25 protein-coding genes are annotated in these 26,425 nt (G+C 70.4%); 1 reads left to right on the top strand and 24 read right to left on the bottom strand.

What is annotated here, in order from left to right; translation table 11 throughout:
* Positions 1-118 precede the first annotated feature (118 nt).
* The 13 genes from metK to pyrR form a co-directional block, all read right to left on the bottom strand.
* Positions 119-1,327, bottom strand: a complete 1,209-nt coding sequence (metK, locus tag ACFWI9_RS21020) for a methionine adenosyltransferase (RefSeq protein WP_387164081.1) — start codon at positions 1,325-1,327, stop codon at positions 119-121.
* Positions 1,328-1,705: 378 nt separating this feature from the next.
* A complete protein-coding gene (gene coaBC, locus ACFWI9_RS21015; protein ID WP_387164079.1) occupies positions 1,706-2,908 on the bottom strand; it encodes a bifunctional phosphopantothenoylcysteine decarboxylase/phosphopantothenate--cysteine ligase CoaBC in 1,203 nt (400 codons plus the stop codon).
* A gap of 202 nt (positions 2,909-3,110) precedes the next feature.
* Complete coding sequence (gene rpoZ / locus ACFWI9_RS21010; RefSeq protein ID WP_387164077.1) at positions 3,111-3,380, bottom strand: DNA-directed RNA polymerase subunit omega; 270 nt, start codon at positions 3,378-3,380, stop codon at positions 3,111-3,113.
* A 62-nt stretch (positions 3,381-3,442) separates the two neighbouring features.
* Positions 3,443-4,006 (bottom strand): guanylate kinase, encoded by a 564-nt coding sequence (gmk, locus tag ACFWI9_RS21005; RefSeq protein ID WP_387164075.1) that lies wholly within the window; start codon positions 4,004-4,006, stop codon positions 3,443-3,445.
* 38 nt (positions 4,007-4,044) lie between these two features.
* On the bottom strand, positions 4,045-4,368 hold the full coding sequence (locus tag ACFWI9_RS21000) for an integration host factor (protein ID WP_005319887.1): 324 nt from the start codon (positions 4,366-4,368) through the stop codon (positions 4,045-4,047).
* Positions 4,369-4,678: 310 nt separating this feature from the next.
* Complete coding sequence (gene pyrF / locus ACFWI9_RS20995) at positions 4,679-5,524, bottom strand: orotidine-5'-phosphate decarboxylase (RefSeq protein WP_387164074.1); 846 nt, start codon at positions 5,522-5,524, stop codon at positions 4,679-4,681.
* Positions 5,521-6,642 carry a quinone-dependent dihydroorotate dehydrogenase gene (locus ACFWI9_RS20990; RefSeq protein WP_387164098.1) on the bottom strand — a complete coding sequence of 374 codons (1,122 nt, stop codon included), beginning with the start codon at positions 6,640-6,642 and terminating at the stop codon, positions 5,521-5,523. Before ACFWI9_RS20990 ends, pyrF begins: the two co-directional genes overlap by 4 nt.
* 107 nt (positions 6,643-6,749) lie before the next feature.
* Positions 6,750-10,058, bottom strand: a complete 3,309-nt coding sequence (carB, locus tag ACFWI9_RS20985) for a carbamoyl-phosphate synthase large subunit (RefSeq protein WP_387164072.1) — start codon at positions 10,056-10,058, stop codon at positions 6,750-6,752.
* Positions 10,051-11,190, bottom strand: a complete 1,140-nt coding sequence (gene carA / locus ACFWI9_RS20980; RefSeq protein ID WP_387164070.1) for a glutamine-hydrolyzing carbamoyl-phosphate synthase small subunit — start codon at positions 11,188-11,190, stop codon at positions 10,051-10,053. The genes carB and carA overlap by 8 nt, the downstream gene beginning before the upstream one ends.
* Positions 11,187-11,801 carry a hypothetical protein gene (locus ACFWI9_RS20975; RefSeq protein ID WP_387164096.1) on the bottom strand — a complete coding sequence of 205 codons (615 nt, stop codon included), beginning with the start codon at positions 11,799-11,801 and terminating at the stop codon, positions 11,187-11,189. Before ACFWI9_RS20975 ends, carA begins: the two co-directional genes overlap by 4 nt.
* A gap of 11 nt (positions 11,802-11,812) precedes the next feature.
* Entirely contained in the window at positions 11,813-13,126 is a 1,314-nt protein-coding gene (locus tag ACFWI9_RS20970) for a dihydroorotase (protein ID WP_387164094.1), read from the bottom strand.
* A gap of 12 nt (positions 13,127-13,138) precedes the next feature.
* Positions 13,139-14,125: an aspartate carbamoyltransferase catalytic subunit gene (locus tag ACFWI9_RS20965; RefSeq protein WP_387164068.1), complete on the bottom strand. Its 987-nt coding sequence runs from the start codon at positions 14,123-14,125 to the stop codon at positions 13,139-13,141.
* A 117-nt stretch (positions 14,126-14,242) separates the two neighbouring features.
* A complete protein-coding gene (pyrR, locus tag ACFWI9_RS20960) occupies positions 14,243-14,818 on the bottom strand; it encodes a bifunctional pyr operon transcriptional regulator/uracil phosphoribosyltransferase PyrR (RefSeq protein ID WP_387164066.1) in 576 nt (191 codons plus the stop codon).
* A 221-nt stretch (positions 14,819-15,039) separates the two neighbouring features.
* Between pyrR and bldD the strand changes: the two genes are divergently transcribed.
* Entirely contained in the window at positions 15,040-15,540 is a 501-nt protein-coding gene (bldD, locus tag ACFWI9_RS20955) for a transcriptional regulator BldD (RefSeq protein ID WP_017945577.1), read from the top strand.
* Between the two features lie 246 nt (positions 15,541-15,786).
* Here bldD and nusB read toward each other — a convergent pair whose 3' ends face one another.
* The 11 genes from nusB to ruvX form a co-directional block, all read right to left on the bottom strand.
* The gene (nusB, locus tag ACFWI9_RS20950) at positions 15,787-16,218 is read right to left on the bottom strand and encodes a transcription antitermination factor NusB (RefSeq protein ID WP_387164064.1); all 432 of its coding nucleotides are present in this window, start codon (positions 16,216-16,218) and stop codon (positions 15,787-15,789) included.
* A gap of 2 nt (positions 16,219-16,220) precedes the next feature.
* On the bottom strand, positions 16,221-16,787 hold the full coding sequence (efp, locus tag ACFWI9_RS20945; RefSeq protein WP_338675446.1) for an elongation factor P: 567 nt from the start codon (positions 16,785-16,787) through the stop codon (positions 16,221-16,223).
* A gap of 58 nt (positions 16,788-16,845) precedes the next feature.
* Complete coding sequence (locus ACFWI9_RS20940; RefSeq protein ID WP_387164063.1) at positions 16,846-17,961, bottom strand: M24 family metallopeptidase; 1,116 nt, start codon at positions 17,959-17,961, stop codon at positions 16,846-16,848.
* 449 nt (positions 17,962-18,410) lie between these two features.
* Positions 18,411-19,364 (bottom strand): AAA family ATPase, encoded by a 954-nt coding sequence (locus tag ACFWI9_RS20935; protein WP_387164061.1) that lies wholly within the window; start codon positions 19,362-19,364, stop codon positions 18,411-18,413.
* A 133-nt stretch (positions 19,365-19,497) separates the two neighbouring features.
* Entirely contained in the window at positions 19,498-19,938 is a 441-nt protein-coding gene (gene aroQ, locus ACFWI9_RS20930; RefSeq protein ID WP_387164059.1) for a type II 3-dehydroquinate dehydratase, read from the bottom strand.
* Positions 19,935-21,041, bottom strand: coding sequence for a 3-dehydroquinate synthase (aroB, locus tag ACFWI9_RS20925; RefSeq protein ID WP_387164057.1), 1,107 nt, complete (start codon positions 21,039-21,041; stop codon positions 19,935-19,937). The genes aroQ and aroB overlap by 4 nt, the downstream gene beginning before the upstream one ends.
* Entirely contained in the window at positions 21,038-21,520 is a 483-nt protein-coding gene (locus ACFWI9_RS20920) for a shikimate kinase (RefSeq protein WP_387164093.1), read from the bottom strand. The genes aroB and ACFWI9_RS20920 overlap by 4 nt, the downstream gene beginning before the upstream one ends.
* 47 nt (positions 21,521-21,567) lie before the next feature.
* A complete protein-coding gene (aroC, locus tag ACFWI9_RS20915; protein WP_387164056.1) occupies positions 21,568-22,752 on the bottom strand; it encodes a chorismate synthase in 1,185 nt (394 codons plus the stop codon).
* A gap of 329 nt (positions 22,753-23,081) precedes the next feature.
* Positions 23,082-23,924, bottom strand: coding sequence for a shikimate dehydrogenase (locus ACFWI9_RS20910; RefSeq protein WP_387164054.1), 843 nt, complete (start codon positions 23,922-23,924; stop codon positions 23,082-23,084).
* Positions 23,902-25,701 (bottom strand): endolytic transglycosylase MltG, encoded by a 1,800-nt coding sequence (gene mltG / locus ACFWI9_RS20905; RefSeq protein ID WP_387164052.1) that lies wholly within the window; start codon positions 25,699-25,701, stop codon positions 23,902-23,904. Before mltG ends, ACFWI9_RS20910 begins: the two co-directional genes overlap by 23 nt.
* A 104-nt stretch (positions 25,702-25,805) precedes the next feature.
* Complete coding sequence (ruvX, locus tag ACFWI9_RS20900) at positions 25,806-26,270, bottom strand: Holliday junction resolvase RuvX (RefSeq protein WP_387164050.1); 465 nt, start codon at positions 26,268-26,270, stop codon at positions 25,806-25,808.
* Positions 26,271-26,425 lie beyond the last annotated feature (155 nt).

Raw genomic sequence — 26,425 nt, 5'->3', positions numbered from 1 at the left:
CCGCGGCTCACCGCGTCATCCCGACCCCCCCGCCCACTCACCGAGAGGGGCGTGAGCGCCGCGTCGGGTGGCCGCCGGGGGCTTTCCCGAACGGCCCTGGCCAGGGCCGGAGTACGGCTTACAGACCGGCCGCCGCGCGCAGTGCTTCCACGCGGTCGGTGCGCTCCCAGGTGAAATCGGCGAGCTCGCGGCCGAAGTGGCCGTACGCCGCGGTCTGGGCGTAGATCGGGCGGAGCAGGTCGAGGTCGCGGATGATCGCGGCCGGGCGGAGGTCGAAGACCTCGCCGATGGCGTTCTCGATCTTGTCGGTGTCGATCGTGGCGGTGCCGAAGGTCTCCACGAAGAGGCCGACGGGCTCGGCCTTGCCGATCGCGTACGCGACCTGGACCTCGCAGCGGGCGGCGAGACCGGCCGCCACGACGTTCTTGGCGACCCAGCGCATGGCGTACGCGGCGGAGCGGTCGACCTTGGACGGGTCCTTGCCGGAGAAGGCGCCGCCACCGTGGCGGGCCATTCCACCGTAGGTGTCGATGATGATCTTGCGGCCGGTGAGGCCGGCGTCGCCCATCGGGCCGCCGATCTCGAAGCGGCCGGTCGGGTTCACCAGCAGGCGGTACCCGTCGGTGTCCAGCTTGATGCCGTCCTCGACGAGCTCCTTGAGCACGTGCTCGACGACGAACTCGCGGATGTCGGGTGCGAGCAGCGAGTCGAGGTCGATGTCGGAGGCGTGCTGCGAGGACACCACGACGGTGTCGAGCCGGACGGCCTTGTCGCCGTCGTACTCGATGGTGACCTGGGTCTTGCCGTCGGGGCGCAGGTACGGGATGGTCCCGTTCTTGCGGACCTCGGACAGGCGGCGGGAGAGCCGGTGCGCGAGGTGGATCGGCAGCGGCATCAGCTCGGGGGTCTCGTCGCAGGCGTAACCGAACATCAGGCCCTGGTCGCCGGCGCCCTGCTTGTCGAGCTCGTCTGCGTCGCCTTCCACCCGGGACTCGTACGCCGTGTCGACACCCTGGGCGATGTCCGGGGACTGTGCGCCGATGGAGACCGAGACACCGCAGGAGGCGCCGTCGAAGCCCTTCTTCGAGGAGTCGTAGCCGATCTCGAGGATCTTGTTGCGCACCAGGGTGGGGATGTCGGCGTAGGCCTTGGTGGTCACCTCTCCGGCCACGTGCACCAGGCCGGTGGTGATCAGCGTCTCGACGGCGACACGGGAGGTGGGGTCCTCCTGGAGCAGCGCGTCGAGAATGGTGTCGCTGATCTGGTCAGCGATCTTGTCGGGGTGGCCTTCGGTGACGGATTCCGAGGTGAACAGGCGACGGGACACAACGCTCCCTGGGGTTGCAGCGGCTGCTGGCTGATCATTGGTGGACCGGCCGGGGGCTGCGCCCCACGTCGTTCCGAGAACAGTTTATCGGGAGAGGTCGGCAATTGGACCACGTGTCCCGCCTCACGGGAGTCGTTCAGCCACACAAAGTGCACGTCGCGGCACATCGCGCCGATCGTCCCAGATGATCAGAATCCCGCATTCCGCCGTACGCCCACCGCGTGCCGCGGTGACTCAAGGCGATAAGCGCCGTTCGTCCCCTGTCTGCCCGGCCTCCTTCCGGAGCCGTCGGCACCGCCGAATGCGTCGTGTGTCACATTCGGCGTGTCGCGGAGCCGGGCCGCCGGTCAGGCGCTTGGCCGGGTCGGCAGGGGCCGGTCACCCCAGTCGCGCAGCCACCAGGTCCCACACGGTGTCCGCGACGGCTTCCTTGGGCCCGTACGGCACCGGGGTCTCGCCGCCGTCGGCGGCCAGCACCACGGCTTCGTTCTCCTCGGCGCCGAAGGTCTTGCGCTCCCCCACCTCATTGACGACCAGCAGGTCGCAGCCCTTGCGGCGGAGCTTGTCGCGGCCGTTGGCGAGCACGTCGTCGGTCTCGGCGGCGAAGCCCACGACGATCTGGTCAGGTCGGGGGCGGTCGGCGGAGATCTCGGCGAGGATGTCCGGGTTGCGCACCAGGGCGACCGGGGCGGGCTCCACGCCCTCCTTCTTCTTGATCTTCCCTGACGCGTACTCCGCCGGGCGGAAGTCGGCGACCGCCGCCGCCATCACCACCACATCGGCCTGAAGAGCCGCCTTGACGACGGCCTCGCGGAGCTGCACCGCCGTGCCGACATGGAGGACGTCCACGCCCGCGGGGTCGGCGAAGCCGGTGTTGGCCTCGATCAGGGTCACCTTGGCGCCGCGGGCAGCCGCCGTGCGGGCCAGGGCGTACCCCTGCTTGCCGGATGAACGGTTGCCCAGATAGCGCACCGGGTCGAGGGGCTCGCGGGTACCGCCCGCGCTGATGACGACATGGCGACCGGTGAGGTCCGGGGCACGCACACCGCGTGCCAGGACGTTCCGGCAGACCTCGAAGATCTCGGCAGGCTCGGGCAGCCGCCCCTTGCCGGTGTCCACACCGGTGAGCCTGCCGACGGCGGGCTCGATGACGACCGCGCCGCGGCGGCGCAGCGTCGCCACGTTCTCCTGGGTCGCCGGGTGCTCCCACATCTCGGTGTGCATCGCCGGGGCGAACACGACGGGGCACCGGGCGGTGAGCAGGGTGTTGGTGAGCAGATCGTCGGCGAGGCCATGGGCGGCCTTGGCGAGCAGATCGGCGGTGGCGGGGGCCACGACGACCAGTTGCGCCTCCTGCCCGATCCGTACATGCGGGACCTCGTGGACGTCGGACCACACCTCGGTGGACACCGGGTGCCCGGAGAGGGCCGACCAGGTGGGGGCGCCGACGAAGTTCAGGGCGGACGCGGTGGGGACGACGCGGACGTCATGCCCGGACTCGGTGAGCCTGCGCAGCAGCTCGCACGCCTTGTACGCGGCGATCCCGCCACTGACTCCCAGTACGACCTTCGGCTTGTCCACTGCGCTCCCGCTCCCCATGGACGGCGACCATGGTCGCCTTTCGATCGCGCCTTGATCAAACACGCAGCCGAGGCGCGGCAGCTGACACACATGACACACAACAGGCTACTGACACACCGCAGGCCCGGCCCGGGCGCTCCCCCCTCGCTGGGCGGTGGGAGGTGCCCCGGCCGGGCCTGTGGTGACGTGTGGAACGCGTCTGCTACGCCGGGCCGTCGATGGGCTCGGAGGTCAGCAGACCCGCGTTGATCTCACGCAGGGAGATCGAGAGCGGCTTCTCGTGGACGTGGGTGTCCACCAGCGGACCGACGTACTCGAGCAGACCCTCACCGAGCTGCGAGTAGTACGCGTTGATCTGACGCGCGCGCTTGGCCGCGTAGATCACGAGGCTGTACTTCGAGTCAGTGGCCTCGAGGAGCTCGTCGATCGGGGGGTTGATGATGCCCTCGGGCGCGGTGATGGAAGAGGACACTCTCTAGCCTTCCGATGGGTTTCAGGGAGATCTTCGGAGAACGTCAGGAAATCAGACGAAGATCAAACGACTGCCATCAAGGCTAGCAGCTCACGAGCCACGTCCTCGACGGAGGTGTTGACCAGGGTGGTGTCGAACTCGGCTTCGGCGGCCAGCTCGACCTTGGCCGCTTCGAGACGACGCTCGATCACCTCGGGCGCCTCGGTGCCGCGGCCGGTCAGCCGGCGCACCAGTTCGTCCCAGCTCGGCGGAGCCAGGAACACCAGCTGCGAGTCCGGCATGGACTCCTTGACCTGCCGGGCACCCTGGAGATCGATCTCCAGCAGCACCGGTTCGCCGGACTCCAGGCGCTCCTGGACCGCCTTGCGCGGGGTGCCGTAGCGGTTGCCCGCGAACTCGGCCCACTCCAGCAGCTCACCATTGGCGATCAGCTTGTCGAACTCGTCATCGGTGACGAAGTAGTACTGAACGCCGTGCCGCTCTCCGGGGCGCGGCTTCCGGGTGGTGGCCGACACCGAGAGCCAGACCTCGGGGTGGACCTTGCGCATATGGGCGACGACCGTGCTCTTGCCCACCCCGGAGGGGCCGGAGAGCACGGTCAGCCGCGGACGTACCTCTGCTGCCATGCAGCGATTATCCAGGTTCTCGGGAGTGCCCGGGAACGTCAGGCGGCGCCGCCGCCGAACTCGCGCTCCAGGGAGGCGATCTGGTTGGAGCCGAGACCCCGGACACGACGGCTCTCGGAGATGCCGAGCCGCTCCATGATCTGCTTGGCGCGGACCTTGCCGACGCCGGGAAGGGACTCGAGCAGGGCGGAGACCTTCATCTTGCCGATGACGTCGTTCTCCTGGCCCTGCTTGATGACCTCGTGGAGGGAGGCGCCGGAGTGCTTGAGTCGATTCTTGACCTCGGCCCGCTCCCGGCGAGCCGCGGCGGCCTTTTCGAGCGCGGCTGCGCGCTGTTCAGGGGTAAGGGGCGGAAGAGCCACGCCTACGTCACCTCGGATGTCGAACTGTCGGATACGGACCGGCGCGGAACACAACGGCCCCACGCCAGGCGAGCAAACGAGCAACGCATTCCGCGCGCTGCATCGTCGGCTCTCGACGGAGACTAGCGGCCTGGGCCGCTCCCGTCAGCGAGAACAGCGGAAAAGTCCTGGTCAGCATCGACCGACCAGGACATTCCAGGCATATTGACCCGGTTTCTGTCAAGAAACCGTCGGTCAAACGCGCAGGTGGCGACTCCGGCGGCGATCATGGCCGGGGCCTTCCGATCGCTGCCGGAAGCGGTTGTGCCGGTCAGGTGGCCGACGCCACGGCGGCCCGCACCTGGTCCGTGAAGCGTGCGGCCGACTCCCGCAGCGCCGAGATGTCGGGGCCGTGCGTCAGCACCCCGCGGCTCACGTTCGGAAGGACGTTGCGGACCTGCGCGCCGAAGACTCCCGGCAGATCCGCCGGGGTCGCACCCTGGGCGCCGATACCCGGGGCGAGCAGCGGACCGTTGATGTCCAGATCGGCGCCCGCCTGGCCCAGCGTGGCCCCGACGACCGCGCCCACCGAGCCCAGCGGCCGCGCTCCGGCGTTCTCGTCGGCCATGTGGTTCAGCATCAGCTGGGCCAGCGAGACGCCGCCCTCCGCGGTCGCCCGCTGCACCTCGGCGCCCTCCGGGTTGGAGGTGAGGGCCAGTACGAACACGCCCGCGCCGCTCTCACGGGCCAGGTCGAGCGCCGGGCGCAGCGAGCCGAAGCCGAGATACGGGGAGACCGTGACGGCGTCGGAGAACAGCGGGGAGTCCGCACGCAGATAGGTTTCCGCGTACGCGGCCATGGTCGAGCCGATGTCCCCGCGCTTGGCGTCCATCAGTACCAGGGTCCCGGCGGCCCGGGCCTCCTCGACCGCCTTCTCCAGGACCGCGAGCCCGCGTGAGCCGAAGCGTTCGAAGAAGGCCGACTGCGGCTTCAGTACGGCCACCCGGTCGGCGAGCGCCTCGACGACCGTGCGGGTGAAGTGCTCCAGTCCGGCCACGTCATCGCCCAGGCCCCAGGCGCTGAGCAGCGAGGCGTGCGGGTCGATGCCGACGCACAGCGGGCCGCGGGTGTCCATGGCATGGCGCAGCCGGGCGCCGAACGCTTCCTGGTGGCTCATGCGGTGGCCGCCTTTCGGGTGTCTCGGGTGTCGGCGCCGACGGCTTCGGCGAGGGTGGCGTACGGGCTGGTGGCGAGGCGGGCAGCCAGGCCCTTGTGGATCGCGCGGGCGTAGAACGGGCCCTCGTAGATGAAGGCGCTGTAACCCTGGACGAGCGTGGCACCGGCCAGAATGCGCTGCCAGGCGTCTTCGGCGTTCTCGACGCCCCCTACACCGACGAGGGTGATCCGGTCTCCCACACGGCCGTACAGGCGGCGCAGGACGGCCAGGGAGCGCTCCTTGACGGGTGCGCCGGACAGCCCGCCGGTCTCCTCCACCAGTTCCGGGTCCGACTTCAGGCCGAGGCCGTCGCGGGCGATGGTCGTGTTGGTGGCGATGATGCCGTCCAGTCCGAGCTCGACCGCGAGGTCGGCGACGGCGTCGACGTCCTCGTCGGCCAGGTCCGGGGCGATTTTGACCAGCAGCGGTACCCGGCGGGCGGTGACGGTGCGGTCGGCGGCCTCGCGCACGGCGGCGAGGAGCGGGCGCAGGGACTCGGTCGCCTGGAGGTTGCGCAGACCGGGGGTGTTGGGCGAGCTGACGTTGACCACGAGGTAGTCGGCGTGGGCGGCCAGCCGCTCGGTGGAGGTGACGTAGTCGGCGACGGCCTCCGCCTCGGGCACGACCTTGGTCTTGCCGATGTTGACGCCGACGACGGTCCTGAAGACCGCCCGGCGGGCCGCGAGCCGGGCGGCGACGGCGGCGGAGCCCTCGTTGTTGAAGCCCATGCGGTTGATCAGCGCACGGTCGGGGATCAGCCGGAAGAGGCGCTTCCTGGGGTTGCCGGGCTGCGGCTGGGCGGTGACCGTGCCGATCTCGACATGGTCGAAGCCGAGCATGCTCATGCCATCGATGGCGATGGCGTTCTTGTCGAAGCCGGCGGCCAGCCCGAAGGGGCCGTGCATGCGCAGGCCCAGCGCCTCGGTGCGCAGTTCCCTGTAGCGGGGGGCCAGTGCGGCGGCTGCGAAAGTGCGCAGCACGGGGACGCGGGCCGCGACGCGGATCCAGCGGACGGCCAGGTGGTGGGCGTCCTCGGGGTCCATTCGCTTGAAGACCAGGTTGAAGAAGAACTCGTACATCGAATCGGTGTCCTGTGTGGTCCTGGGTGTCCTCATGGAGACATGTGGTCAGACATGCGACTTCATGAAGAGGGGGACACCGTTGCCGGTGTCCCCCTCGTGGGCTGCTAGTCGCGGGCCGCGGTCAGGTGTTCCGCGTGTTCCTGGAGTGAGCGCACTCCCACGCCTCCGTGGTTGAGCGCGTCGATGCCCTGTACGGCGGCGGCGAGCGCCTGCACCGTGGTGAGGCACGGGACTCCGCGGGCCACGGCCGCGGTGCGGATCTCGTAGCCGTCGAGTCGGCCGCCGGTGCCGTACGGGGTGTTGACGATCAGGTCGACCTGGCCGTCGTGGATCAGCTGGACGATGGTCTTCTCGCCGTTCGGGCCCTCGCCTTCGGACTGCTTGCGCACGATGGTGGCGTGCAGGCCGTTGCGCTTGAGCACCTCGGCCGTGCCGGACGTGGCGAAGAGCTCGAAGCCGTGGGCCACCAGCTCACGGGCCGGGAAGATCATCGAGCGCTTGTCGCGGTTGGCGACGGAGATGAAGGCGCGGCCCTTGGTGGGCAGCGGGCCGTAGGCACCCGCCTGCGACTTGGCATAGGCGGTGCCGAAGACCGAGTCGATGCCCATGACCTCGCCGGTGGAGCGCATCTCCGGGCCGAGGACGGTGTCGACGCCGCGCCCGTGGATGTCGCGGAAGCGGCTCCACGGCATCACGGCCTCCTTGACGGAGATCGGTGCGTCCATCGGCAGTGTGCCGCCGTCGCCCTGCGCGGGCAGCAGGCCCTCGGCGCGCAGCTCGGCGACGGTGGCTCCGAGCGAGATCCGGGCCGCGGCCTTGGCGAGCGGCACTGCGGTCGCCTTGGAGGTGAACGGCACGGTCCGGGAGGCGCGCGGGTTGGCCTCCAGCACGTACAGGATGTCGCCGGCCATCGCGAACTGGATGTTGATCAGTCCGCGCACCCCTACGCCCTTGGCGATGGCCTCGGTGGAGGCCCGCAGCCGCTTGATGTCGTGGCCGCCGAGGGTGATCGGGGGCAGCGCGCAGGCGGAGTCGCCGGAGTGGATCCCGGCCTCCTCGATGTGCTCCATGACGCCGCCGAGGTACAGCTCGGTGCCGTCGTAGAGGGCGTCGACGTCGATCTCGATGGCGTCGTCGAGGAAGCGGTCGACCAGCACCGGGCGGTCCGCGCTGATCTCGGTGGACTCGGCGATGTACGACTCGAGGCGGGTCTCGTCGTAGACGATCTCCATGCCGCGCCCGCCGAGCACGTACGACGGGCGTACGAGGACGGGGTAGCCGATCTCGTCGGCGATCGCCTTGGCTCCGGCGAAGGTGGTCGCGGTGCCGTGCTTGGGGGCGGGCAGCCCGGCCTCGGCGAGTACGCGGCCGAAGGCGCCGCGGTCCTCGGCGGCGTGGATCGCCTCGGGCGAGGTGCCCACGACCGGGACGCCGTTGTCCTTGAGGGCCTGGGACAGGCCCAGCGGGGTCTGACCGCCGAGCTGGACCACGACACCGGCGACCGGGCCCGCGAGGGTCTCGGCGTGCACGATCTCCAGCACGTCCTCCAGGGTGAGCGGCTCGAAGTAGAGCCGGTCGGAGGTGTCGTAGTCGGTGGAGACGGTCTCCGGGTTGCAGTTGACCATCACGGTCTCGAAGCCCGCGTCGCTGAGCGCGAAGGAGGCGTGCACGCAGGAGTAGTCGAACTCGATGCCCTGGCCGATGCGGTTGGGCCCCGAACCGAGGATGATCACCGCGGGCTTCTCGCGCGGGGCGACCTCGGTCTCCTCGTCGTAGGAGGAGTAGAAGTACGGGGTCCTCGCGGCGAACTCGGCGGCACAGGTGTCCACCGTCTTGTAGACGGGGCGGATCCCGAGGGCGTGCCGCACCTCGCGCACCACGTCCTCGCGCAGCCCGCGGATGCCGGCGATCTGCGCGTCGGAGAAACCGTGCCGCTTGGCCTCGGCGAGCAGCTCGGGGTCGAGCTTCTCGGCGGCGGCGAGCTCGTCGGCGATCTCCTTGATGAGGAAGAGCTGGTCCACGAACCAGGGGTCGATCTTCGACGACTCGAAGATCTCCTCAGGCGTGGCCCCGGCACGGATCGCCTGCATGACGGTGTTGATCCGGCCGTCGGTGGGGCGGGCCGAATCGCGCAGCAGAGAGGCCTTGTCGCCGACGGGGCCGGTGAACTCGAACTGCGAGCCCTTCTTCTCCAGGGAGCGCAGGGCCTTCTGGAGGGCTTCGGTGAAGTTGCGGCCGATCGCCATGGCCTCGCCCACCGACTTCATGGTGGTGGTGAGGGTGTTGTCGGCGGCCGGGAACTTCTCGAAGGCGAAGCGCGGGGCCTTGACCACCACATAGTCGAGCGTCGGCTCGAAGGAGGCCGGGGTCTGCTCGGTGATGTCGTTGGGGATCTCGTCCAGCGTGTAGCCGACGGCGAGCCGGGCCGCGATCTTCGCGATCGGGAATCCGGTGGCCTTGGACGCCAGCGCGGAGGACCGGGACACCCGGGGGTTCATCTCGATGACGATGACCCGGCCGTCCACGGGGTCGACCGCGAACTGGATGTTGCAGCCGCCGGTGTCCACGCCGACCTCGCGGATGACGGCGATGCCGATGTCCCGCAGGATCTGGTACTCGCGGTCGGTCAGGGTCATCGCCGGGGCGACGGTGATCGAATCACCGGTGTGGACGCCCATCGGGTCGAAGTTCTCGATGGAGCAGACGACCACGACGTTGTCGTTCTTGTCGCGCATCAGCTCCAGCTCGTACTCCTTCCAGCCGAGGATGGACTCCTCCAGGAGCACCTCGGTGGTGGGAGACAGGGTGAGGCCCTGGCCCGCGATACGGCGCAGCTCGTCCTCGTCGTGCGCGAAGCCGGATCCGGCGCCGCCCATGGTGAAGGAGGGGCGGACGACCACCGGGTAGCCGCCGAGCGTGTCGACGCCCTTGAGGACATCGTCCATGGAGTGGCAGATGACCGAGCGGGCGGACTCCCCGTGGCCGATCTTGCGGTTGACGGCCGCCACGACCTCCTTGAAGAGATCGCGATCCTCGCCCTTGTTGATGGCCTCGACGTTGGCGCCGATCAGCTCGACACCGTACTTGTCCAGGATCCCGGCCTCGTGCAGGGAGATCGCGGTGTTCAGCGCGGTCTGACCGCCGAGGGTGGGCAGCAGCGCGTCGGGGCGCTCCTTGGCGATGATCTTCTCGACGAACTCCGGGGTGATCGGCTCGACGTAGGTGGCGTCGGCGATCTCCGGGTCGGTCATGATCGTCGCCGGGTTGGAGTTCACCAGGATGACCCGCAGGCCCTCGGACTTGAGGACACGGCAGGCCTGGGTGCCGGAGTAGTCGAACTCGGCGGCCTGGCCGATGACGATCGGGCCGGAGCCGATGACCAGGACGGACTGGATATCGGTGCGCTTAGGCACGCTGGCCCTCCATCAGGGTGACGAAGCGGTCGAACAGGTACGCGGCGTCGTGCGGGCCCGCAGCCGCTTCGGGGTGGTACTGGACACTGAAGGCCGGCTGGTCGAGCAGTTGGAGGCCTTCCACCACGTCGTCGTTGAGGCAGACGTGGGAGACTTCGGCGCGGCCGTAGGGGGTCTCGGAGACCTTGTCGAGCGGGGCGTCGACGGCGAAGCCGTGGTTGTGGGCGGTGACCTCGACCTTGCCGGTCGTACGGTCCTGCACGGGCTGGTTGATGCCCCGGTGGCCGTACTTGAGCTTGTACGTACCGAAGCCGAGTGCCCGGCCCAGGATCTGGTTGCCGAAGCAGATGCCGAACAGCGGCGTCCTGCGCTCCAGGACAGCCCGCATCACGGAGACGGCGTGGTCGGCGGTGGCCGGGTCGCCGGGCCCGTTGGAGAAGAACACACCGTCCGGGTCGGCGGCGTACACGTCGTCGGCGGTCGCGGTGGCGGGCAGCACATGCACCTCGATACCGCGCTCGGCCATCCGGTGCGGGGTCATGCCCTTGATGCCGAGGTCGATGGCGGCGACGGTGAAGCGCTTCTCGCCGATCGCGGGGACGACGTAGCGCTCCTTGGTTGCGACCTCGGCGGAGAGGTCGGCGCCCTTCATCTCGGGCGCCTGGCGCACCTCGGCGAGCATGGAGCCCGCGTCGGGCAGCGCGTTTCCGGAGAAGATGCCGACGCGCATGGCGCCCCGCTCACGCAGATGGCGGGTGAGGGCGCGGGTGTCGACTCCGCTGATACCGACGACGCCCTGCCGGGCCAGCTCTTCGTCCAGGGTGCGCCGGGAGCGCCAGTTGGAGGGGATGCGGGCGGGGTCGCGTACGACGTACCCGGCCACCCAGATGCGGGAGGACTCGGGGTCCTCGTCGTTGACGCCGGTGTTGCCGACGTGCGGGGCTGTCATCACCACCACCTGGCGGTGGTACGAGGGGTCGGTGAGGGTCTCCTGGTAGCCGGTCATACCGGTGGAGAACACGGCCTCGCCGAAGGTCACCCCCACGGCCCCGTAGGCGCGGCCCCGGAACGTGCGGCCGTCCTCCAGGACGAGTACGGCGGGAACGCGGGTTCCCCTGGTGGAGGTCGTCATCGTGCGGCGCCTTCCGTCGGGATCGTGGTGTGGTTCGAAGTGTTCGAAGTGATTGCGTTGACGGCTTCGACCCAGGCGGCGTGCTCGGCAGCGCGGTCGGAGCGGAAGCCGGAGTCGAGCTGCCGCTCGCCGTGCTCCCAGGTGATGACCAGCAGTCCACCCTCGGCGAGGACCTTGCCGGCGATGCCCTTGTCCAGACGGGCCCCGCGCAGTGCGGCGGTGGGGATCAGGAAGTCGGTGGCCCCGGGGCGCACCACGGTGACCCCCGCGTCGCCGAGGCTGAGCTCGACACGGCTGCGGCTGCCGAGGCCGTGCGCCACGATCCGGTCCAGCCACTGGCCCGCGCTGGTCGAGCCGTGGTAGCGGCCGGTGAGGCTCAGGCGCGCCGGTTCCGTGGCCGCGGGCGCGGTGGGCAGCTCGGGCAGGTCCGACTGGAGCTCACCGCGCCACTTCCAGCCCTGGCGCATCAGCCAGTAGACGAGGACGACGAAGAGCAGCAGGCCCAGCACCCAGCCGATGCGGGCGGCCCAGTCGGTCACCTCCGCGGACTTCGGTTCGACCGCCGCGGCGGCTGTGGCCGCTGTGGCCGAAAATTCCGCCGCCAGATTCATCAGTGCAGGTGTCACGCCAGCTTCCCGTCCATGAGCGTCGCCCGGCCCCGCAGGAAGGTGTGGGTGACGCGACCCGGCAGCTCACGGCCCTCGTAGGGGGTGTTGCGGCTGCGGGAGGCGAAGCCCGCGGGGTCCACTGTTCCACGGTATGACGGATCGACCAGGGTGAGGTTCGCGGGCTCACCCTCCGAGACGGGACGGCCATGGCCGACGGCCTGCCCGATCCGGGCGGGCGCGAAGGACATCCTGTCCGCGACGCCTTCCCAGGTCAGCAGACCGGTCTCGACCATCGTCTGCTGGACCACGGACAGAGCGGTCTCCAGGCCCACCATGCCCATCGCCGCCGCGGCCCACTCGCAGTCCTTGTCCTCGTGCGGGTGCGGGGCGTGGTCGGTGGCGACGATGTCGATCGTGCCGTCCGCCAGGGCCTCGCGGAGCGCCAAGACATCGCGCTCGGTACGCAGCGGCGGGTTGACCTTGTAGATCGGGTTGTACGTGCGGACCAGCTCGTCGGTGAGGAGCAGGTGGTGCGGGGTGACCTCGGCGGTGACGTCGATTCCGCGGGACTTGGCCCAGCGGACGATCTCGACCGATCCCGCGGTCGACAGGTGGCAGATGTGCACGCGTGAGCCGACATGCTCGGCGAGCAGCACATCGCGGGCGATGATCGACTCTTCGGCGACGGCGGGCCAGCCGCCGAGGCCCAGCTCCGCCGAGACGACGCCCTCGTTCATCTGGGCACCCTCGGTCAGCCTCGGCTCCTGGGCGTGCTGGGCGACGACCCCGCCGAAGGCCTTCACGTACTCCAGGGCCCGGCGCATGATCACCGCGTCGTCCACGCACTTCCCGTCGTCGGAGAACACGGTGACACCCGCGGCGGACTCGTGCATCGCACCCAGCTCGGCGAGCTTCCTGCCCTCCAGGCCCACGGTGACGGCGCCGATGGGCTGCACATCGCAGTAGCCGTGCTCCCGGCCGAGCCGCCACACCTGCTCGACCACCCCGGCGGTGTCGGCGACGGGAAAGGTGTTGGCCATGGCGAACACGGAGGTGTAGCCGCCGCTGGCGGCGGCACGGGTGCCGGTGAGGACGGTCTCGGAGTCCTCACGGCCGGGCTCACGCAGATGCGTGTGCAGATCGACCAGTCCGGGCAGCAGGACCTTGCCTTCGGCCTCGATGACGGTGGCGCCCTCGGCGTCAGGGCCGGCCCCGCCCGGGGCGATCTCGCCCTGACGGGCGATGGCGGCGATCTTCTCGCCCTCGATCAGGACATCCAGCTCCTCGCCGCCGAGTACCTTCGCGCCACGGATCAGGGTCTTGCTCATGGGGCTCATGGGTTACTTCGTCTCCTCGGTGCGGGCATTCGCGGCGGACACAGCGGGCTCGGAACCGCCGAGCAACAGGTAGAGGACGGCCATCCGGATGGACACGCCGTTGGCCACCTGCTCGACCGCGGTGCAACGGTCCGAGTCGGCCACCTCCGCGGTGATCTCCATGCCCCGGTTCATCGGGCCGGGGTGCATCACGATGGCGTGCTCGGGCATCCGGGCCATCCGGTCGCCGTCGAGACCGTAGCGGCGCGAGTACTCGCGCTCGGTCGGGAAGAACGCGGCGTTCATCCGCTCGCGCTGGACCCGCAGCATCATCACCGCGTCGGACTTCTGCAGCACGGCGTCCAGGTCGTACGAGACCTCGCACGGCCAGCTCCCGACACCGACCGGAACCAGCGTCGGCGGTGCCACGAGCGTGACCTCGGCGCCGAGTGTGTGCAGCAGATGCACATTCGAGCGGGCCACCCGGCTGTGCAGCACATCGCCGACGATGGTGATCCGCCGGCCTTCCAGATCGCGCCCCATGCCCGCGTCCCGGCCGACGAGGCGGCGGCGCATCGTGAAGGCGTCCAGCAGGGCCTGGGTGGGGTGCTCGTGTGTGCCGTCGCCCGCGTTGACGACGGCGCCGTCGATCCAGCCCGAGTTCGCGAGTCGGTAGGGGGCACCGGAGGCGTGGTGGCGGATGACGACGGCGTCGGCGCCCATCGCCTCCAGGGTCAGGGCGGTGTCCTTCAGGGACTCGCCCTTGGAGACCGAGGACCCCTTGGCGGAGAAGTTGATGACATCGGCGGAAAGCCGCTTGGCGGCGGCCTCGAAGGAGATCCGGGTCCGGGTCGAGTCCTCGAAGAAGAGGTTGACGACGGTCCGGCCGCGCAGGGTGGGCAGCTTCTTGATCGGCCGGTCGGCGACCCGGGCCATCTCCTCGGCGGTGTCGAGTACGAGGACGGCGTCATCACGGGTGAGGTCGGCGGCCGAGATGAGGTGACGCTTCATCTGGGTGTGCTCCGATGTGTGGCGGTATACGGGGCGTGCGAGCGCGCGGGCGCGCCGCGGGGCGCTTCGTCCGGGCCGGGCTGGATTGCCGCTCCGCGCCCGGACCGGGCGCGGGGGCTACTGCCGACCGGCAGGGGTGGTCTCGCCCATGCCGAGCAGCACGGTGTCGCGACCGTCCTCCTCGGCGAGCTGTACCTTCACCGTCTCCCGCAGCGACGTGGGGAGGTTCTTCCCGACGTAGTCGGCGCGGATGGGCAGTTCCCGGTGGCCCCGGTCGACCAGTACGGCGAGCTGGACCGCGCGCGGCCGGCCGATGTCGTTCAGCGCGTCGAGGGCGGCGCGGATGGTACGTCCGGAGAAGAGGACGTCGTCCACGAGGACGACCAGACGGCCGTCGATGCCCGCTGCCGGAATATCCGTGCGCGCGAGGGCGCGAGCGGGGCGAAGCCGCAGGTCATCGCGGTACATGGTGATATCGAGCGAGCCCACCGGGACGGTGCGTCCGGTGATCTCGGCGAGCTTGCCGGCCAGACGGCGGGCAAGATGGATCCCGCGTGTCGGGATGCCGAGGAGCACCACGTCTTCGGCGCCCTTGGCACGTTCGACAATCTCGTGTGCGATGCGGGTCAGTACCCGCGCGATGTCGGGGCCCTCGAGAACGGGGCGCGCGGCATCGGAGCTGTGTGCGTCCATAAGAAACGGACCTCCTTCTCCGCCTCACGGGACGGACCTTAAAGGACGTCGGATTGTGCGTCGTCCACGGTACCAGGGGCCCGCAGGTGCCCTGGTCACACCCCTCGGGAGGGTCGCACGGACCTTTCGGCTTGACGCAGCCAAATCACGCTGCGTAACCTCACAGTGAGTGACCAGCCGCGCGGCCGAGCCGCACGTCGATTCAGTGTCCGGGGAGCTATATGTCCAGCGAATACGCAAAGCAGCTCGGGGCCAAGCTCCGCGCCATCCGCACCCAGCAGGGGCTTTCCCTCCACGGGGTGGAGGAGAAGTCCCAGGGCCGCTGGAAGGCCGTTGTCGTCGGGTCCTACGAGCGCGGCGACCGCGCCGTGACCGTGCAGCGCCTGGCCGAGCTGGCGGACTTCTACGGTGTCCCGGTGCAGGAGCTTCTCCCGGGCACCACGCCCGGCGGGGCCGCCGAGCCGCCGCCGAAGCTCGTGCTCGACCTGGAGCGCCTGGCGCATGTCCCCGCGGAGAAGGCGGGGCCGCTCCAGCGCTACGCGGCCACCATCCAGAGCCAGCGCGGTGACTACAACGGCAAGGTGCTGTCGATCCGCCAGGACGACCTGCGCACGCTTGCCGTGATCTACGACCAGTCGCCTTCGGTCCTGACCGAGCAGCTCATCAGCTGGGGTGTGCTGGACGCGGACGCGCGGCGGGCCGTGGCGCACGAGGAGGGCTGACGCCCGCTTGCAGAAACGTGACATCGGGCCGGGGGATCTTCCTCCCGGCCCGATGGCGTTTCCGGTCGGCCGGGCCCCGGTGCCCCGTTGTCGCATGGGGTGCGCGGTACGGGCGCGGGGTTTCGCGGTGTACCGCAGCGGCTTGCCCCGAGCGAGCCGTGAGGGCGAGGTGCGGCCTGGCCCGGGCGTGGGGAAGCGCGCCAGAGCCCCGCAGTACGCGTACTGCGGGGCTCTGTGCCGTGGGGGCTAGACCTCGCGGCGGAGGCTCGGCTTGAGGTCCTTCAAGCGGGCGAGGAGGCCGTTCACGAACGAGGGGGACTCGTCCGTGGAGAACTCCTTGGCCAGCTGGACCGCCTCGTCGATCACGACCGCGTCCGGAGTCTCGTCCACCCACACCAGCTCGTACGCACCGAGCCGCAGGATGTTGCGGTCCACCACCGGCATGCGGTCGAGCGTCCAGCCCACCGCATAGGTGGCGATGAGCTCGTCGATGCGGTCCGCGTGCTTCGCGTACCCCTCGACCAGCTCCATCGTGTACTCACTGACCGGCGGCTGGCGGTCGTCGGTCCGCGAGTGCCGGATCCAGTCGGCGAGGACGGTCTGCACGGAGGCCCCGCGCTGGTCGGCCTCGAAGAGGATCTGGAAGGCGCGCTTGCGGGCCTTGTTGCGGGCAGCCACGGTTAGCTGTTCACCCGGCCGAGGTAGTCGCCGGAACGCGTGTCGACCTTGATCTTCTCGCCGGTGGTGATGAAGAGCGGCACCTGGATGGTGTATCCGGTCTCCAGGGTGGCGGGCTTGGTGCCACCGGTGGAGCGGTCACCCTGGACGCCCGGCTCGGTCTCCTGGATGACGAGCTCGACCGCGGCCGGGAGCTCGACGTAGAGCACCTCGCCCTCGTGCGTGGCGACGGTGGCGGTGAAGCCCTCGATGAGGAAGTTGGCGGCGTCGCCGACAGCGGCGCGGGCGACGTGCAGCTGGTCGTACGTCTGCATGTCCATGAACACGAAGTACTCGCCGTCCATGTACGAGAACTGCATGTCGCGGCGGTCGACGGTGGCCGTCTCGACCTTGATGCCGGCGTTGAAGGTCTTGTCGACGATCTTGCCGGACAGCACGTTCTTGAGCTTGGTGCGCACGAAGGCCGGGCCCTTGCCGGGCTTGACGTGCTGGAACTCGACGACGGACCACAGCTGGTCGTTGTCGAGCTTGAGCACCATGCCGTTCTTGAGGTCGTTCGTGGTGGCCACGGTTGCGGAATCTCCTGGACTGACGCTGGTGGACGACCCAGGAGTGCGAAGGTTCGCGCTACAGCGCGAGCAGCTCCTTGGTCGTGATGGTGAGTAGCTCGGGTCCGCCGTCCGCCTCCTGGCGTACGACGAGCGTGTCATCGATCCGGACCCCGCCCCGGCCCGGGAGGTGGACCCCCGGTTCGACGGTGACCGGCACACAAGCGTCCAGTTTACCCATGGCCGCAGGCGCCAGCTGCGGGTCCTCGTCGATTTCGAGTCCGACGCCGTGCCCGATCCAGGGTGTGAGGCCTTCAGCGTGGCCCGCCGAATTGAGGACCTGGCGTGCCGCACGGTCCACGTCCCGGTACGCGGCGCCGGGTGTCAGGGCCTCACGTCCGGCCCGTTGAGCGGCGAAGACGAGGTCGTAGAGCTCGATCTGCCAGTCGGCCGGGGTGGTGCCGATGACGAAGGTACGGCCGATCTCGCAGCGGTAGCCACGGTAGTTGGCGCCGAGGCAGACAGAGAGGAAATCACCTTCCTCGACCCGCCGGTCGGAGGGGCGGTGCCCGCTCAGTCCGGCGTTCGGCCCGGTGGCGACGGAGGTGGGGAAGGCCGGGCCGTCGGCGCCGTGGTCCACGAGGCGGCGCTCTAGTTCGAGCGCGAGATGGCGCTCGGTACGACCCACGAGGATGGATTCCAGGAGTTCGCCGAGCGCCTGGTCGGCGATCTCGGCGGCGATCCGGATACAGGCGATCTCGTCCTCGTCCTTGACCATCCGCTGCTGCTCGACCGCGCCACCCAGGTCGCACAGCAGCAGCTGGGAGGCCACGGAGCCGAGGGCACGATGCCGGGCGACGGTGAGATGGTGCTCCTCGACGGCGAGGGAGTCGGCACCGGCCGCGCGGGCGGTCTGCGCCGCCGCCACGGCGGGGTCGGCGCCGTCGGCCGACAGCACCGTCTGCCGCATGCCCTCGTCGAGCCTGCCTTCCAGCACATCACCCGAAGGGGTGCTGGGGCAGACCAGCGAGTCATCGCCGGGCCCTTCGGGGCCGAGCAGCAGCACGGCACCCGGGGGCGCGGCCCCTGCGAGATACCGGACATTGGCAGGCCGCGACACCAGTGCCGCGGCGCTTCCCGCGGCGGCGAACCTGTCCCGCAACCGCCCTCGGCGGGCAGCGAACACCTCGGACATGACACGAGCGTAAGAGCCCGGCGACGATTCGGCCGGTCGAGCGCGGCCGTACGGGGTGCCGGCGACATCGGCTCCTCCGGGGTCTGAGCGCCCGGCGTCCCGGTTCAGCGCATTTCGCTTTCACCCTTTCGGCCCAGCGGCCGTCGCTTCCCGCCCGTGGCCCCCGGCGTGGCGGCCGGGTCCCGGTCGGACCCGGCCTCCCGTGTTTCGGCGGCGAGGGCCCCGCGCCAGGGCAGCAGCGCGGGCCCGGCCCGCAGCGTGCGGGCGAGCAGCTGTGCGTGCCCGGCGGCGACGGGGTCAGGGCGAAGTCGAATCCCAGGCCGGCACCGACGTTGCGCAGCTGACCGGTTGGAGCTCACGCGTTACGCGATCCGGGTCGGGCTGATCGAGCCGTAGCCCGGCCAGCCGAGAACCGGGCAGCGCCCCGTCCGCCCGGCGGCCCTGACCGCCTACCAGGCCGGAGGGCTCGCCAGGGCCCGGGCCAGGACCTCGTCCAGTGCGCGTGACGTGGTCTCGACGTCGTGGTGCGAGTTGTCGATGATCGGCAGGCCAGAGCCGTACCACCCGGCCATCCGGCCGTGGATACCTGCGACCTCTTCATCGGAGAGACGCCGGTTCCCGCTGCGCTCCGCATTGCGTTCGAGGACCACGTCGAGGCCGGGAAGCAGGACCACGGGCAGCAGACCCGGGCCGACATGGCGTTTCCAGCCTCCGAGGCCGACGACCGGCCGGTCCGGGAAGACGGCGTCGTCGAGTATGCATGAGATGCCGTTGGCCAGAAAGTTGCGTGCGGCGAATCCACAGGTCCGGCGGGCGAGGCGGTACTGGGCCTCGGACCGGTCGTTCCAGCCCGACTGGGGGTCGGCGAAGCCGGAGCAGACCCATTCGCGGACGTCGTCCAGGCTGATGTGTGCGGTGGGCACCCGGCGGCCCGACGCCCAGTGCCGGGCCACCGTCGTCTTGCCCGCGCCGGCCGGGCCGATGAGCAGCACGGCGAGCATGGCGGAGCCGGTGCCGCTGTCCTGCGGCACGGACGGCGGCAGGGTCACGGGCCCACCGGGTGGCAGCCGGAGGTACCCCGTGCTGTCAGGCGGTGACGCAGGCGCCGAGGGATGGCTGGGCTGGGTGGGAGCGGTCCAGCCGGTTCCGGCCGGGACCTGCGGCGGGGCGGGGGCACCCTGATTGGGCGCACCCGGGAGCCCGTTCGGTGGATGCTGGGGTGGAGGGCCCGGAGGCGGGGCGGTTGGCCCCTGGTGCGGCGGAACCGGAGGCGGGGCGGCCGGGTGCGGGGGCCGCGGCGGCGGGGCAGGGTGCTGAGCCTGCTGCCCGTACCCCCATGCGGTCGGCCCGTGTCCTGGTCCCGGTCCGCCAGGCGGCAGTGGAGCCTCCCCTGCGTCGTGCATCCGGTGCCACTCCGTCTCGTACGAGTTCGTGCTGGTCGGGCGGCAGTTGACCGGCCCGGATCGAACCGTACCCTCCCCTGCCCCCGCAAGGGGAACGCCCGGGACCGGTACTGAGTGCCCGGGGCGGCCCGCCTCAGCTTCCGAGTTCGTCCGCGAGCGCCCGCAGTGCCAGCCGGTACGAGCCGATCCCGAACCCCGCGACGGTACCGGACGCGACCGCAGCGACCACCGACGTGTGGCGGAATTCCTCCCGTGTGTACGGGTTGGAGATGTGCACCTCGATGAGCGGCGCGGTCCGCTGGGCCGCCGCGTCGCGCATCCCGTACGAGTAGTGCGTGAACGCACCGGGGTTCAGCACGACCGGGATGGCATCGTCGGCGGCCTCGTGCAGCCAGCGGATCATCTCGCCCTCGTCGTTGGTCTCGCGTACGTCCACGTCGAAGCCGAGTTCCTTGCCGAGGTCCCGGCAGGCGTCCACGAGGCCCGCGTACGAGGTGGAACCGTAGACATCGGGTTCGCGGGAGCCAAGCCGCCCGAGGTTGGGTCCGTTGAGGACGAGCACGCGGCGGCTCACGCGGACACCTCCCCGAAGGCCGCGAGCAGCACTGCCGGGTCGGGGCCCTCCAGCACGGTCGGCTTCGCCAGTCCGTCCAGGACGATGAACCGCAGCAGGTCGCCCCGTGACTTCTTGTCGACCTTCATGGTCTCCAGGAGCTTGGGCCACTGGTCGCCGCGGTAGGTGAGCGGAAGCCCGACGGACTCCAGGACCGTCCGGTGGCGCTCGGCGGTCGCATCGTCCAGCCGCCCGGCCAGTCGGCCCAGTTCGGCGGCGAAGACCATACCGACGGAGACCGCGGCACCGTGCCGCCACTTGTAGCGCTCGTTCTTCTCGATGGCGTGGGCCAGTGTGTGGCCGTAGTTGAGGATCTCGCGCAGCCCTGACTCCTTGAGGTCGCTGGACACGACCTCCGCCTTGACCCGGATGGAGCGCTCGATGAGCTCCGCGGTGTGCGGTCCTGCCGGGGTACGGGCGGCCTGCGGGTCGGCCTCGATCAGTTCGAGGATCGCGGGGTCGGCGATGAAACCGGCCTTGATGATCTCGGCCATCCCGCTGACGTAATCGTGCACAGGCAGCGAGTCGAGCGCGCCGAGGTCGCAGAGCACCCCGGCCGGCGGGTGGAAGGCGCCCACCAGGTTCTTGCCCTCGGCGGTGTTGATGCCGGTCTTGCCCCCCACGGCCGCGTCGACCATGCCGAGCACCGTCGTCGGCACGGCGATCCAGCGCACCCCGCGCAGCCAGCTCGCGGCGACGAATCCGGCGAGGTCGGTGGTGGCGCCGCCGCCGACGCCCACGATGACGTCGGTGCGGGTGAACCCGGTCTGCCCGAGCGCCTTCCAGCAGTACGCGGCGACCTCGGCGGTCTTCGCCTCCTCGGCGTTCGGCACCTGGATGGCGACGGCCTCGTACCCCTCGTCGGCGAGGTCCTGGCGGATCGCCTCACCGGTCTCGGCGAGTGCCTCGGGGTGGATGACGGCGACGCGCTTCGCCTTGGAGCCGATCAGCCCGGGGAGTTCACCGAGCAGTCGGCGGCCGACGAGCACCTCGTAAGGGTCGGTGCCCGCCGTTCCGGCGACCTGGATGCGGGTGACTGCCTGGTCCTGGGGCTGGTCGGTCATGTGTCCTTCGCTTCGAGTGCGTCGAGGACCGCCTGTGCGACCTCTTCGGGAGTGCGCTCGTCGGTGGCGACGACGACGTGCGCGGCTTCGGTGTAGAGATGGCGCCGGGCTTCCATCAGCTCGCGCCACTGGCGGCGCGGGTTGACGGCGAGCAGCGGACGGGCGGTGTTCAGCCCCACGCGCCGCACGGCCTCCTCCACGTCCATCGAGAGGTAGACCACGGGGAGCGGAGCCAGCAGCTCCCGGGTGTCCGCGTCGAGGATCGCTCCACCGCCGAGGGACAGCACACCCGTGTGCTCGGCGACGGCCGCTCGTACCGCGGCGCGCTCCAGCTCGCGGAAGCGCGGCTCGCCGTCCTCGATGAAGATGTCCGAGATCTCCCGGCCTTCGGCGCTGACGATGTCGGCGTCGGTGTCCCGGTAGCCGATGCCGAGTCGCTCGGCGAGCAGGGCACCGACGGTGGACTTGCCGACGCCCATCGGCCCGATCAGCACGACCCGCGGCCCCGTGGCTGGGTGTGCGCCGTTCACCTGATGGCCAGGTGGTCGAGGTACGCCCGCACGTTGCGGCGGGTCTCAGTGACGCTGTCACCGCCGAACTTCTCGGCGACCGCGTCGGCGATGACCAGCGCGACCATGGCCTCGGCGACGATCCCGGCAGCCGGCACGGCGCACACGTCGGAGCGCTGGTGGTGCGCGGCCGCGGCCTCGCCGGTGGCCACGTCGATGGTCTTCAGGGCCCGGGGCACGGTGGCGATCGGCTTCATCGCGGCGCGGACGCGCAGCAGTTCGCCGGTGGTGAGTCCGCCCTCGGTGCCGCCCGAGCGGCCGGATGTGCGCCGGATGCCGTCGTCCGTGGCGACGATCTCGTCGTGCGCCTGGGAGCCGGGCACCCGCGCCAGTTCGAAGCCGTCGCCGACCTCGACGCCCTTGATGGCCTGGATGCCCATGAGCGCGGCGGCGAGCCGGGCGTCGAGGCGCCGGTCCCAGTGGACGTGGGAACCGAGGCCGACGGGCACCCCGTAAGCGAGTACCTCGACCACTCCACCGAGGGTGTCGCCGTCCTTGTGGGCCTGGTCGATCTCGGCGACCATCGCCTTCGACGCCTCGGCGTCGAGGCAGCGCACCGGGTCGGCGTCCAGCTTCTCGACATCGGCGGGGGTGGGGTACAGGCCATACGGGGCCTTCGCCGCGGCCAGCTCCACGACGTGGGAGACGATCTCGATGCCCGCGGTCTCCTTGAGGTAGGAGCGGGCCACGGCGCCGAGTGCGACCCGGGCCGCGGTCTCCCGGGCGCTGGCGCGCTCCAGGATCGGCCGGGCCTCGTCGAAGCCGTACTTCTGCATGCCGGCGAGGTCCGCGTGGCCGGGGCGGGGACGGGTCAGCGGGGCGTTCCTCGCGAGAGCGGCGAGCTCGTCCGGGTCCACCGGGTCGGCTGCCATGACCTTGTCCCACTTGGGCCATTCGGTGTTGCCGACCATGACCGCGATCGGGGAGCCGAGGCTGAGGCCGTGCCGTACGCCGCCGAGGAAGGTGACCTCGTCCCGCTCGAACTTCATCCGCGCGCCGCGTCCATAGCCGAGGCGCCGCCTGGCCAGGTGATCGGCCACCATCTCGGTGGTGACCGGGACACCGGCGGGAAGGCCCTCCAGCGTCGCCACCAGTGCGGGGCCGTGCGACTCCCCCGCGGTCAGCCAGCGCAACCTGCTCAACGGTGCTCCTCTTCCTCACGCCTGGATGCGACGGCGCGACCAAGGAGCGCCTCCCGGCGTTGGCACGGGCGCGCGGCCCTGGTCTGCCTCCTTCGATCCTCCCACGTCCGGGATGTGAAGTTGATCGTGGTCCAGCTTTCGGACTCCCGCGTCCACCCCCGGCCGCCGGCCCCCGGATTCCGCCGGATACCCGCGCCCTGTGGTCCCGCGGTCACCTGCGGTGCGGGCAGGTCTCGCGGTGTGCCCCTACGGGTGCGGTGCGCCGGAGTGTCCGGGCAGCGGCCCGGGGTGTGGGACACCGCGAAACCGCTCGCAACCGGGGTGCACGCTCAGCGTTCCGCGAGGGCCCGCTCACCAGCGGAGCGCATCGCGTCCAGCGGCCCCGGTGTGCGGCCGGTCATCAGCTCGACCTGGAGGACGGCCTGGTGCACCAGCAGGTCGAGCCCGCCGACGACGGCTCCGCCCCCCTCGGCCCAGGCGGCCGCGAGCGGGGTCGGCCAGGGGTCGTAGACCACGTCGAAGAGGGTGCCGGGACGCTCCGGGACGTAGGGCGCGAGGACGTCGGTGGCGCCGGCCGGGGTGGTGGCGATGACCAGCGGGGCGTCGAAGGCGTGGGCGGCCTCCGCCCAGTCGGCGGTGTGGACCTCCACACCGAGTCGTTCGCCCCAGCCCCGCATCTCCTCGGCGCGGGCGCGGGTGCGTACGTAGGCGGTGACCGGTCCGGTACAGATCCGGGCGAGCGCGGCGAGCGCCGATGCGGCGGTGGCACCGGCCCCGAGCACGGCCGCGTGATCGACCTTGTCCACGCCGCGTTCCCGCAGCGCGGCGATCATGCCGGGGATGTCGGTGTTGTCCCCGGTGCGGCGGCCGTCCTCGGTGAACACGACGGTGTTGACCGTTTCCACGGAGGCAGCCGTATCACTGATCCGGTCGAGCAGCGGGATGATCGCGCGCTTGAGCGGCATGGTCAGCGACAGCCCGGCCCAGCCGGACCCGAGCTGCCCGATGAAACCGGGCAGCTCTTCCTCGTTCACCTCGAAGCGGTCGTAGGTCCAGTCGCCGAGTCCGAGCGCGGCGTACGCGGCACGGTGCAGCACAGGGGACAGCGAGTGGGCGATCGGAGAGCCCAGGACGGCGGCCCTTCGGGGTTCATTGACTGCCGCGCTGCTCATTGAACTTGTCCTTCAGCCTCTGGAACTCGGCGTGCGTCTTGGCGAACTCGGTCTTGTGCTCGCCGTCGGTGGCGACGAAGTACATCCAGCCCTCGGCCGTCGGGTTGGTCGAGGCCAGCAGCGCCTTCTGCCCCGGGTTGCCGATGGGGCCCGGGGTGAGGCCCTTCTGGGTGTACGTGTTGTACGGGTCCTGGTTGCTGTTGATCTCGGATTCGCTGATGTCGATCTTGCTCTGGCCCTTGAGGTAGTTGAAGGCCGAGTCGAACTGGAGCAGCTGATTCGTTTCCGTGTTGGTGGCCTTGAGCCGGTTGTAGACGACCTCGGCCATCTTTCGGTAGTCGACTTCGGTCTTGCCCTCGGCCTGGACCAGGCTCGCCACGGTGAGAAGTTCCCAGGGACTGTCGAGCCCGACCTTCTCGGCCTTGGCCTCCAGGTCGGCCTTGTCGTACTCCTGGTTGGCACGAGCGACCATCTTCTTGAGGACGGCCTCGGGCTTGGCTCCCTTGGCGACCGGATAGGTGGCGGGGAAGAGGAAGCCCTCCAGCGGGTCCTTGACGTTCTTGTGACCCTTGGCCCACTCGGGCAGGCCGAGGCTGTCGGCCTGTTCCCTGGCGACGGACTCCGTCGTGCCGCGCTTGAGTTCGAGGCGCTTGTCGATCTGCTCGTAGACCCAGACGTTGCGCTGGCCCTCGGGGATGCTGAAGCCGTTGCGGCTGGCGGGGCTGAGCATCATCTCGACGGCGCTCGCCGCCGACATGCCCTTCTTCAGCGTGTACACGCCGTCCTGGATCTTGCCCCCCTCGGGGTTGGCGCTCTGCGCGGCGATGAAGGCGTCGACGCTCTTGACCACGCCCGCGTTCTTGAGGGCGTTGCCGATGTCGGCGCCGGTCGCGCCGGGCTGGATCTCCACCTGGACGGAGCCGCTGCCTCGGCCCTCGAAGTCCGGTGCGGCGCCGAACTTGTCCTGCCAGAACTGGTAGCCGACATAACCCACACCGCCGACGCCTGCGGCCAGCACGACCGCGACGAACAGGCAGGCGACGCCGTTGCGGCCCTTCTTCTGCTTCTTGGTGTTCTTGGTGTTCCTGCCGCCCCGGCCGCGGTCCCCGCCCGAGCCACCACGTGATCCGCCCGGGTCGTCGGCATCGTCGTCAGTGTCCTCGCCGGTGAAGAAGGGGTGGGTTTCCTCTTCCTGCTCTTCCTGGTCGCCGGTCGCCGATCCCGGGGAGGCGGGAGGGGCGCCGCGGCGGCCTGGTGGCTGCGGCGGCGGATAGGCCTCGGGAGTGCCGTAGGGGTCGGGCCAGTAGTCCCCATAAGGGGCGGGGGCGGAGGGCTCGTACGGCATCGCGGCCTGCTGGGCGGTGTCCCAGCCTCCGGCGCCGTACTGGTACTGCGACTGCTGCTGCTGCTGCTCAACGTAGCCCTGGGCGCGACGGTTTTGGTCGCCGTAGCCCTGCGCGGGGTACTGCCGGTCGGCGTACTGGTGGGAGCCCGTCCCGTAGACCTGCTGGTCGGCGGGCTGCTGGTACGGCTGCTGCGGGTGGTCGCCGTAGTGCTGCTGCGCCTGGTACGGGTACGACTGCTGGTACTGCTCGTATTGCTGGTACTGGTCGTTCCCGTACTGCTGGGTGCCGTAGCCCTGGTCATGGCCGGGGGGCGCCTGATGACCGGTCCATCCCTGGTCCCCGCCGTGGCCCTGCTGCCCGTAGGCGGAAGGCGCGGCGGGGTCCTCGGGATGCCACGGTTCGGAGCCAGGGCTCCGGCCATATTCAGTCATCGATCCCCAAACGGCCGTGAGGCGCCCGGGTCGGCTCGCCTCTACGTAGTGCGGCAGCTGTTCGAATAGGCGGCCGCATCGCGCGGAACGTTACCGTATCGCGATCAGATGACCACTTCGACGCTCTCCCCGGGAGGATTACCCGATACCCGTTCGGACTCAAGAGCGTTCTGGAGGATGATCACAGCAGCCGCCTGGTCGATGACCGAGCGGCCTTTCCGGGATTTCACCCCGGAGGCCCGCAGCCCCGCAGCCGCCGAGACCGTGGTCATCCGTTCGTCGACGAGCCGCACCGGTACCGGTGCGATACCGCGGGCCAGCTCCTGGGCGAAGGCCCTGACCTTGGCCGCGGCCGGGCCTTCGCCGCCGCTGAGCGAGCGGGGCAGGCCCACCACGACCTCGATCGGTTCGTACTCCTCGGCGATCTGGCGCAGCCGCCGGTGGGCGGCCGGGACATCACGTCCCGGCACGGTCTCCACCGGTGTGGCGAGGACCCCGTCGGGGTCGCACGAGGCGACCCCGATCCGGGCGTCCCCGACATCGATCGCAAGGCGACGGCCTCGGCGCATGACCGATATCACGCTGATTCGGCGACGAGGCGCGGGGTGGCGGGGGTGTGGGGACCCAACTCCGGCGGGGTGTTTTCACCCCCCCCGGGGGCGGGCGCGCTTGCGCCCCCCCCGCCCCCCCGGGGGGTGGGGGGGGGGCGGGCGCCGAGGCCCCG

The sequence above is a fragment of the Streptomyces sp. NPDC127084 genome (genome assembly GCF_042724175.1).
In the GTDB taxonomy this organism is placed as follows: Bacteria; Actinomycetota; Actinomycetes; order Streptomycetales; family Streptomycetaceae; genus Streptomyces.
This window is presented reverse-complemented; position numbering and strand designations above follow the sequence as displayed.

Bases quoted from the DNA above. Each gene is read 5' to 3' on its own strand.
- aroB (WP_387164057.1), bottom strand. From the start codon at position 21,041: ATGACCGACCAGCCCCAGGACCAGGCAGTCACCCGCATCCAGGTCGCC.
- ACFWI9_RS20965 (WP_387164068.1), bottom strand. From the start codon at position 14,125: ATGAAGCGTCACCTCATCTCGGCCGCCGACCTCACCCGTGATGACGCC.
- gmk (WP_387164075.1), bottom strand. From the start codon at position 4,006: ATGGCAGCAGAGGTACGTCCGCGGCTGACCGTGCTCTCCGGCCCCTCC.
- ACFWI9_RS20975 (WP_387164096.1), bottom strand. From the start codon at position 11,801: ATGAATCTGGCGGCGGAATTTTCGGCCACAGCGGCCACAGCCGCCGCG.
- ACFWI9_RS20970 (WP_387164094.1), bottom strand. From the start codon at position 13,126: ATGAGCAAGACCCTGATCCGTGGCGCGAAGGTACTCGGCGGCGAGGAG.
- pyrR (WP_387164066.1), bottom strand. From the start codon at position 14,818: ATGGACGCACACAGCTCCGATGCCGCGCGCCCCGTTCTCGAGGGCCCC.
- ACFWI9_RS20910 (WP_387164054.1), bottom strand. From the start codon at position 23,924: ATGAGCAGCGCGGCAGTCAATGAACCCCGAAGGGCCGCCGTCCTGGGC.
- carA (WP_387164070.1), bottom strand. From the start codon at position 11,190: ATGACGACCTCCACCAGGGGAACCCGCGTTCCCGCCGTACTCGTCCTG.
- ACFWI9_RS20990 (WP_387164098.1), bottom strand. From the start codon at position 6,642: ATGTACGAGTTCTTCTTCAACCTGGTCTTCAAGCGAATGGACCCCGAG.
- pyrF (WP_387164074.1), bottom strand. From the start codon at position 5,524: ATGAGCCACCAGGAAGCGTTCGGCGCCCGGCTGCGCCATGCCATGGAC.
- ACFWI9_RS20940 (WP_387164063.1), bottom strand. From the start codon at position 17,961: ATGTCCGAGGTGTTCGCTGCCCGCCGAGGGCGGTTGCGGGACAGGTTC.
- ruvX (WP_387164050.1), bottom strand. From the start codon at position 26,270: ATGCGCCGAGGCCGTCGCCTTGCGATCGATGTCGGGGACGCCCGGATC.
- ACFWI9_RS20920 (WP_387164093.1), bottom strand. From the start codon at position 21,520: ATGGGCGTCGGCAAGTCCACCGTCGGTGCCCTGCTCGCCGAGCGACTC.
- mltG (WP_387164052.1), bottom strand. From the start codon at position 25,701: ATGACTGAATATGGCCGGAGCCCTGGCTCCGAACCGTGGCATCCCGAG.
- ACFWI9_RS20935 (WP_387164061.1), bottom strand. From the start codon at position 19,364: ATGCACGACGCAGGGGAGGCTCCACTGCCGCCTGGCGGACCGGGACCA.
- bldD (WP_017945577.1), top strand. From the start codon at position 15,040: ATGTCCAGCGAATACGCAAAGCAGCTCGGGGCCAAGCTCCGCGCCATC.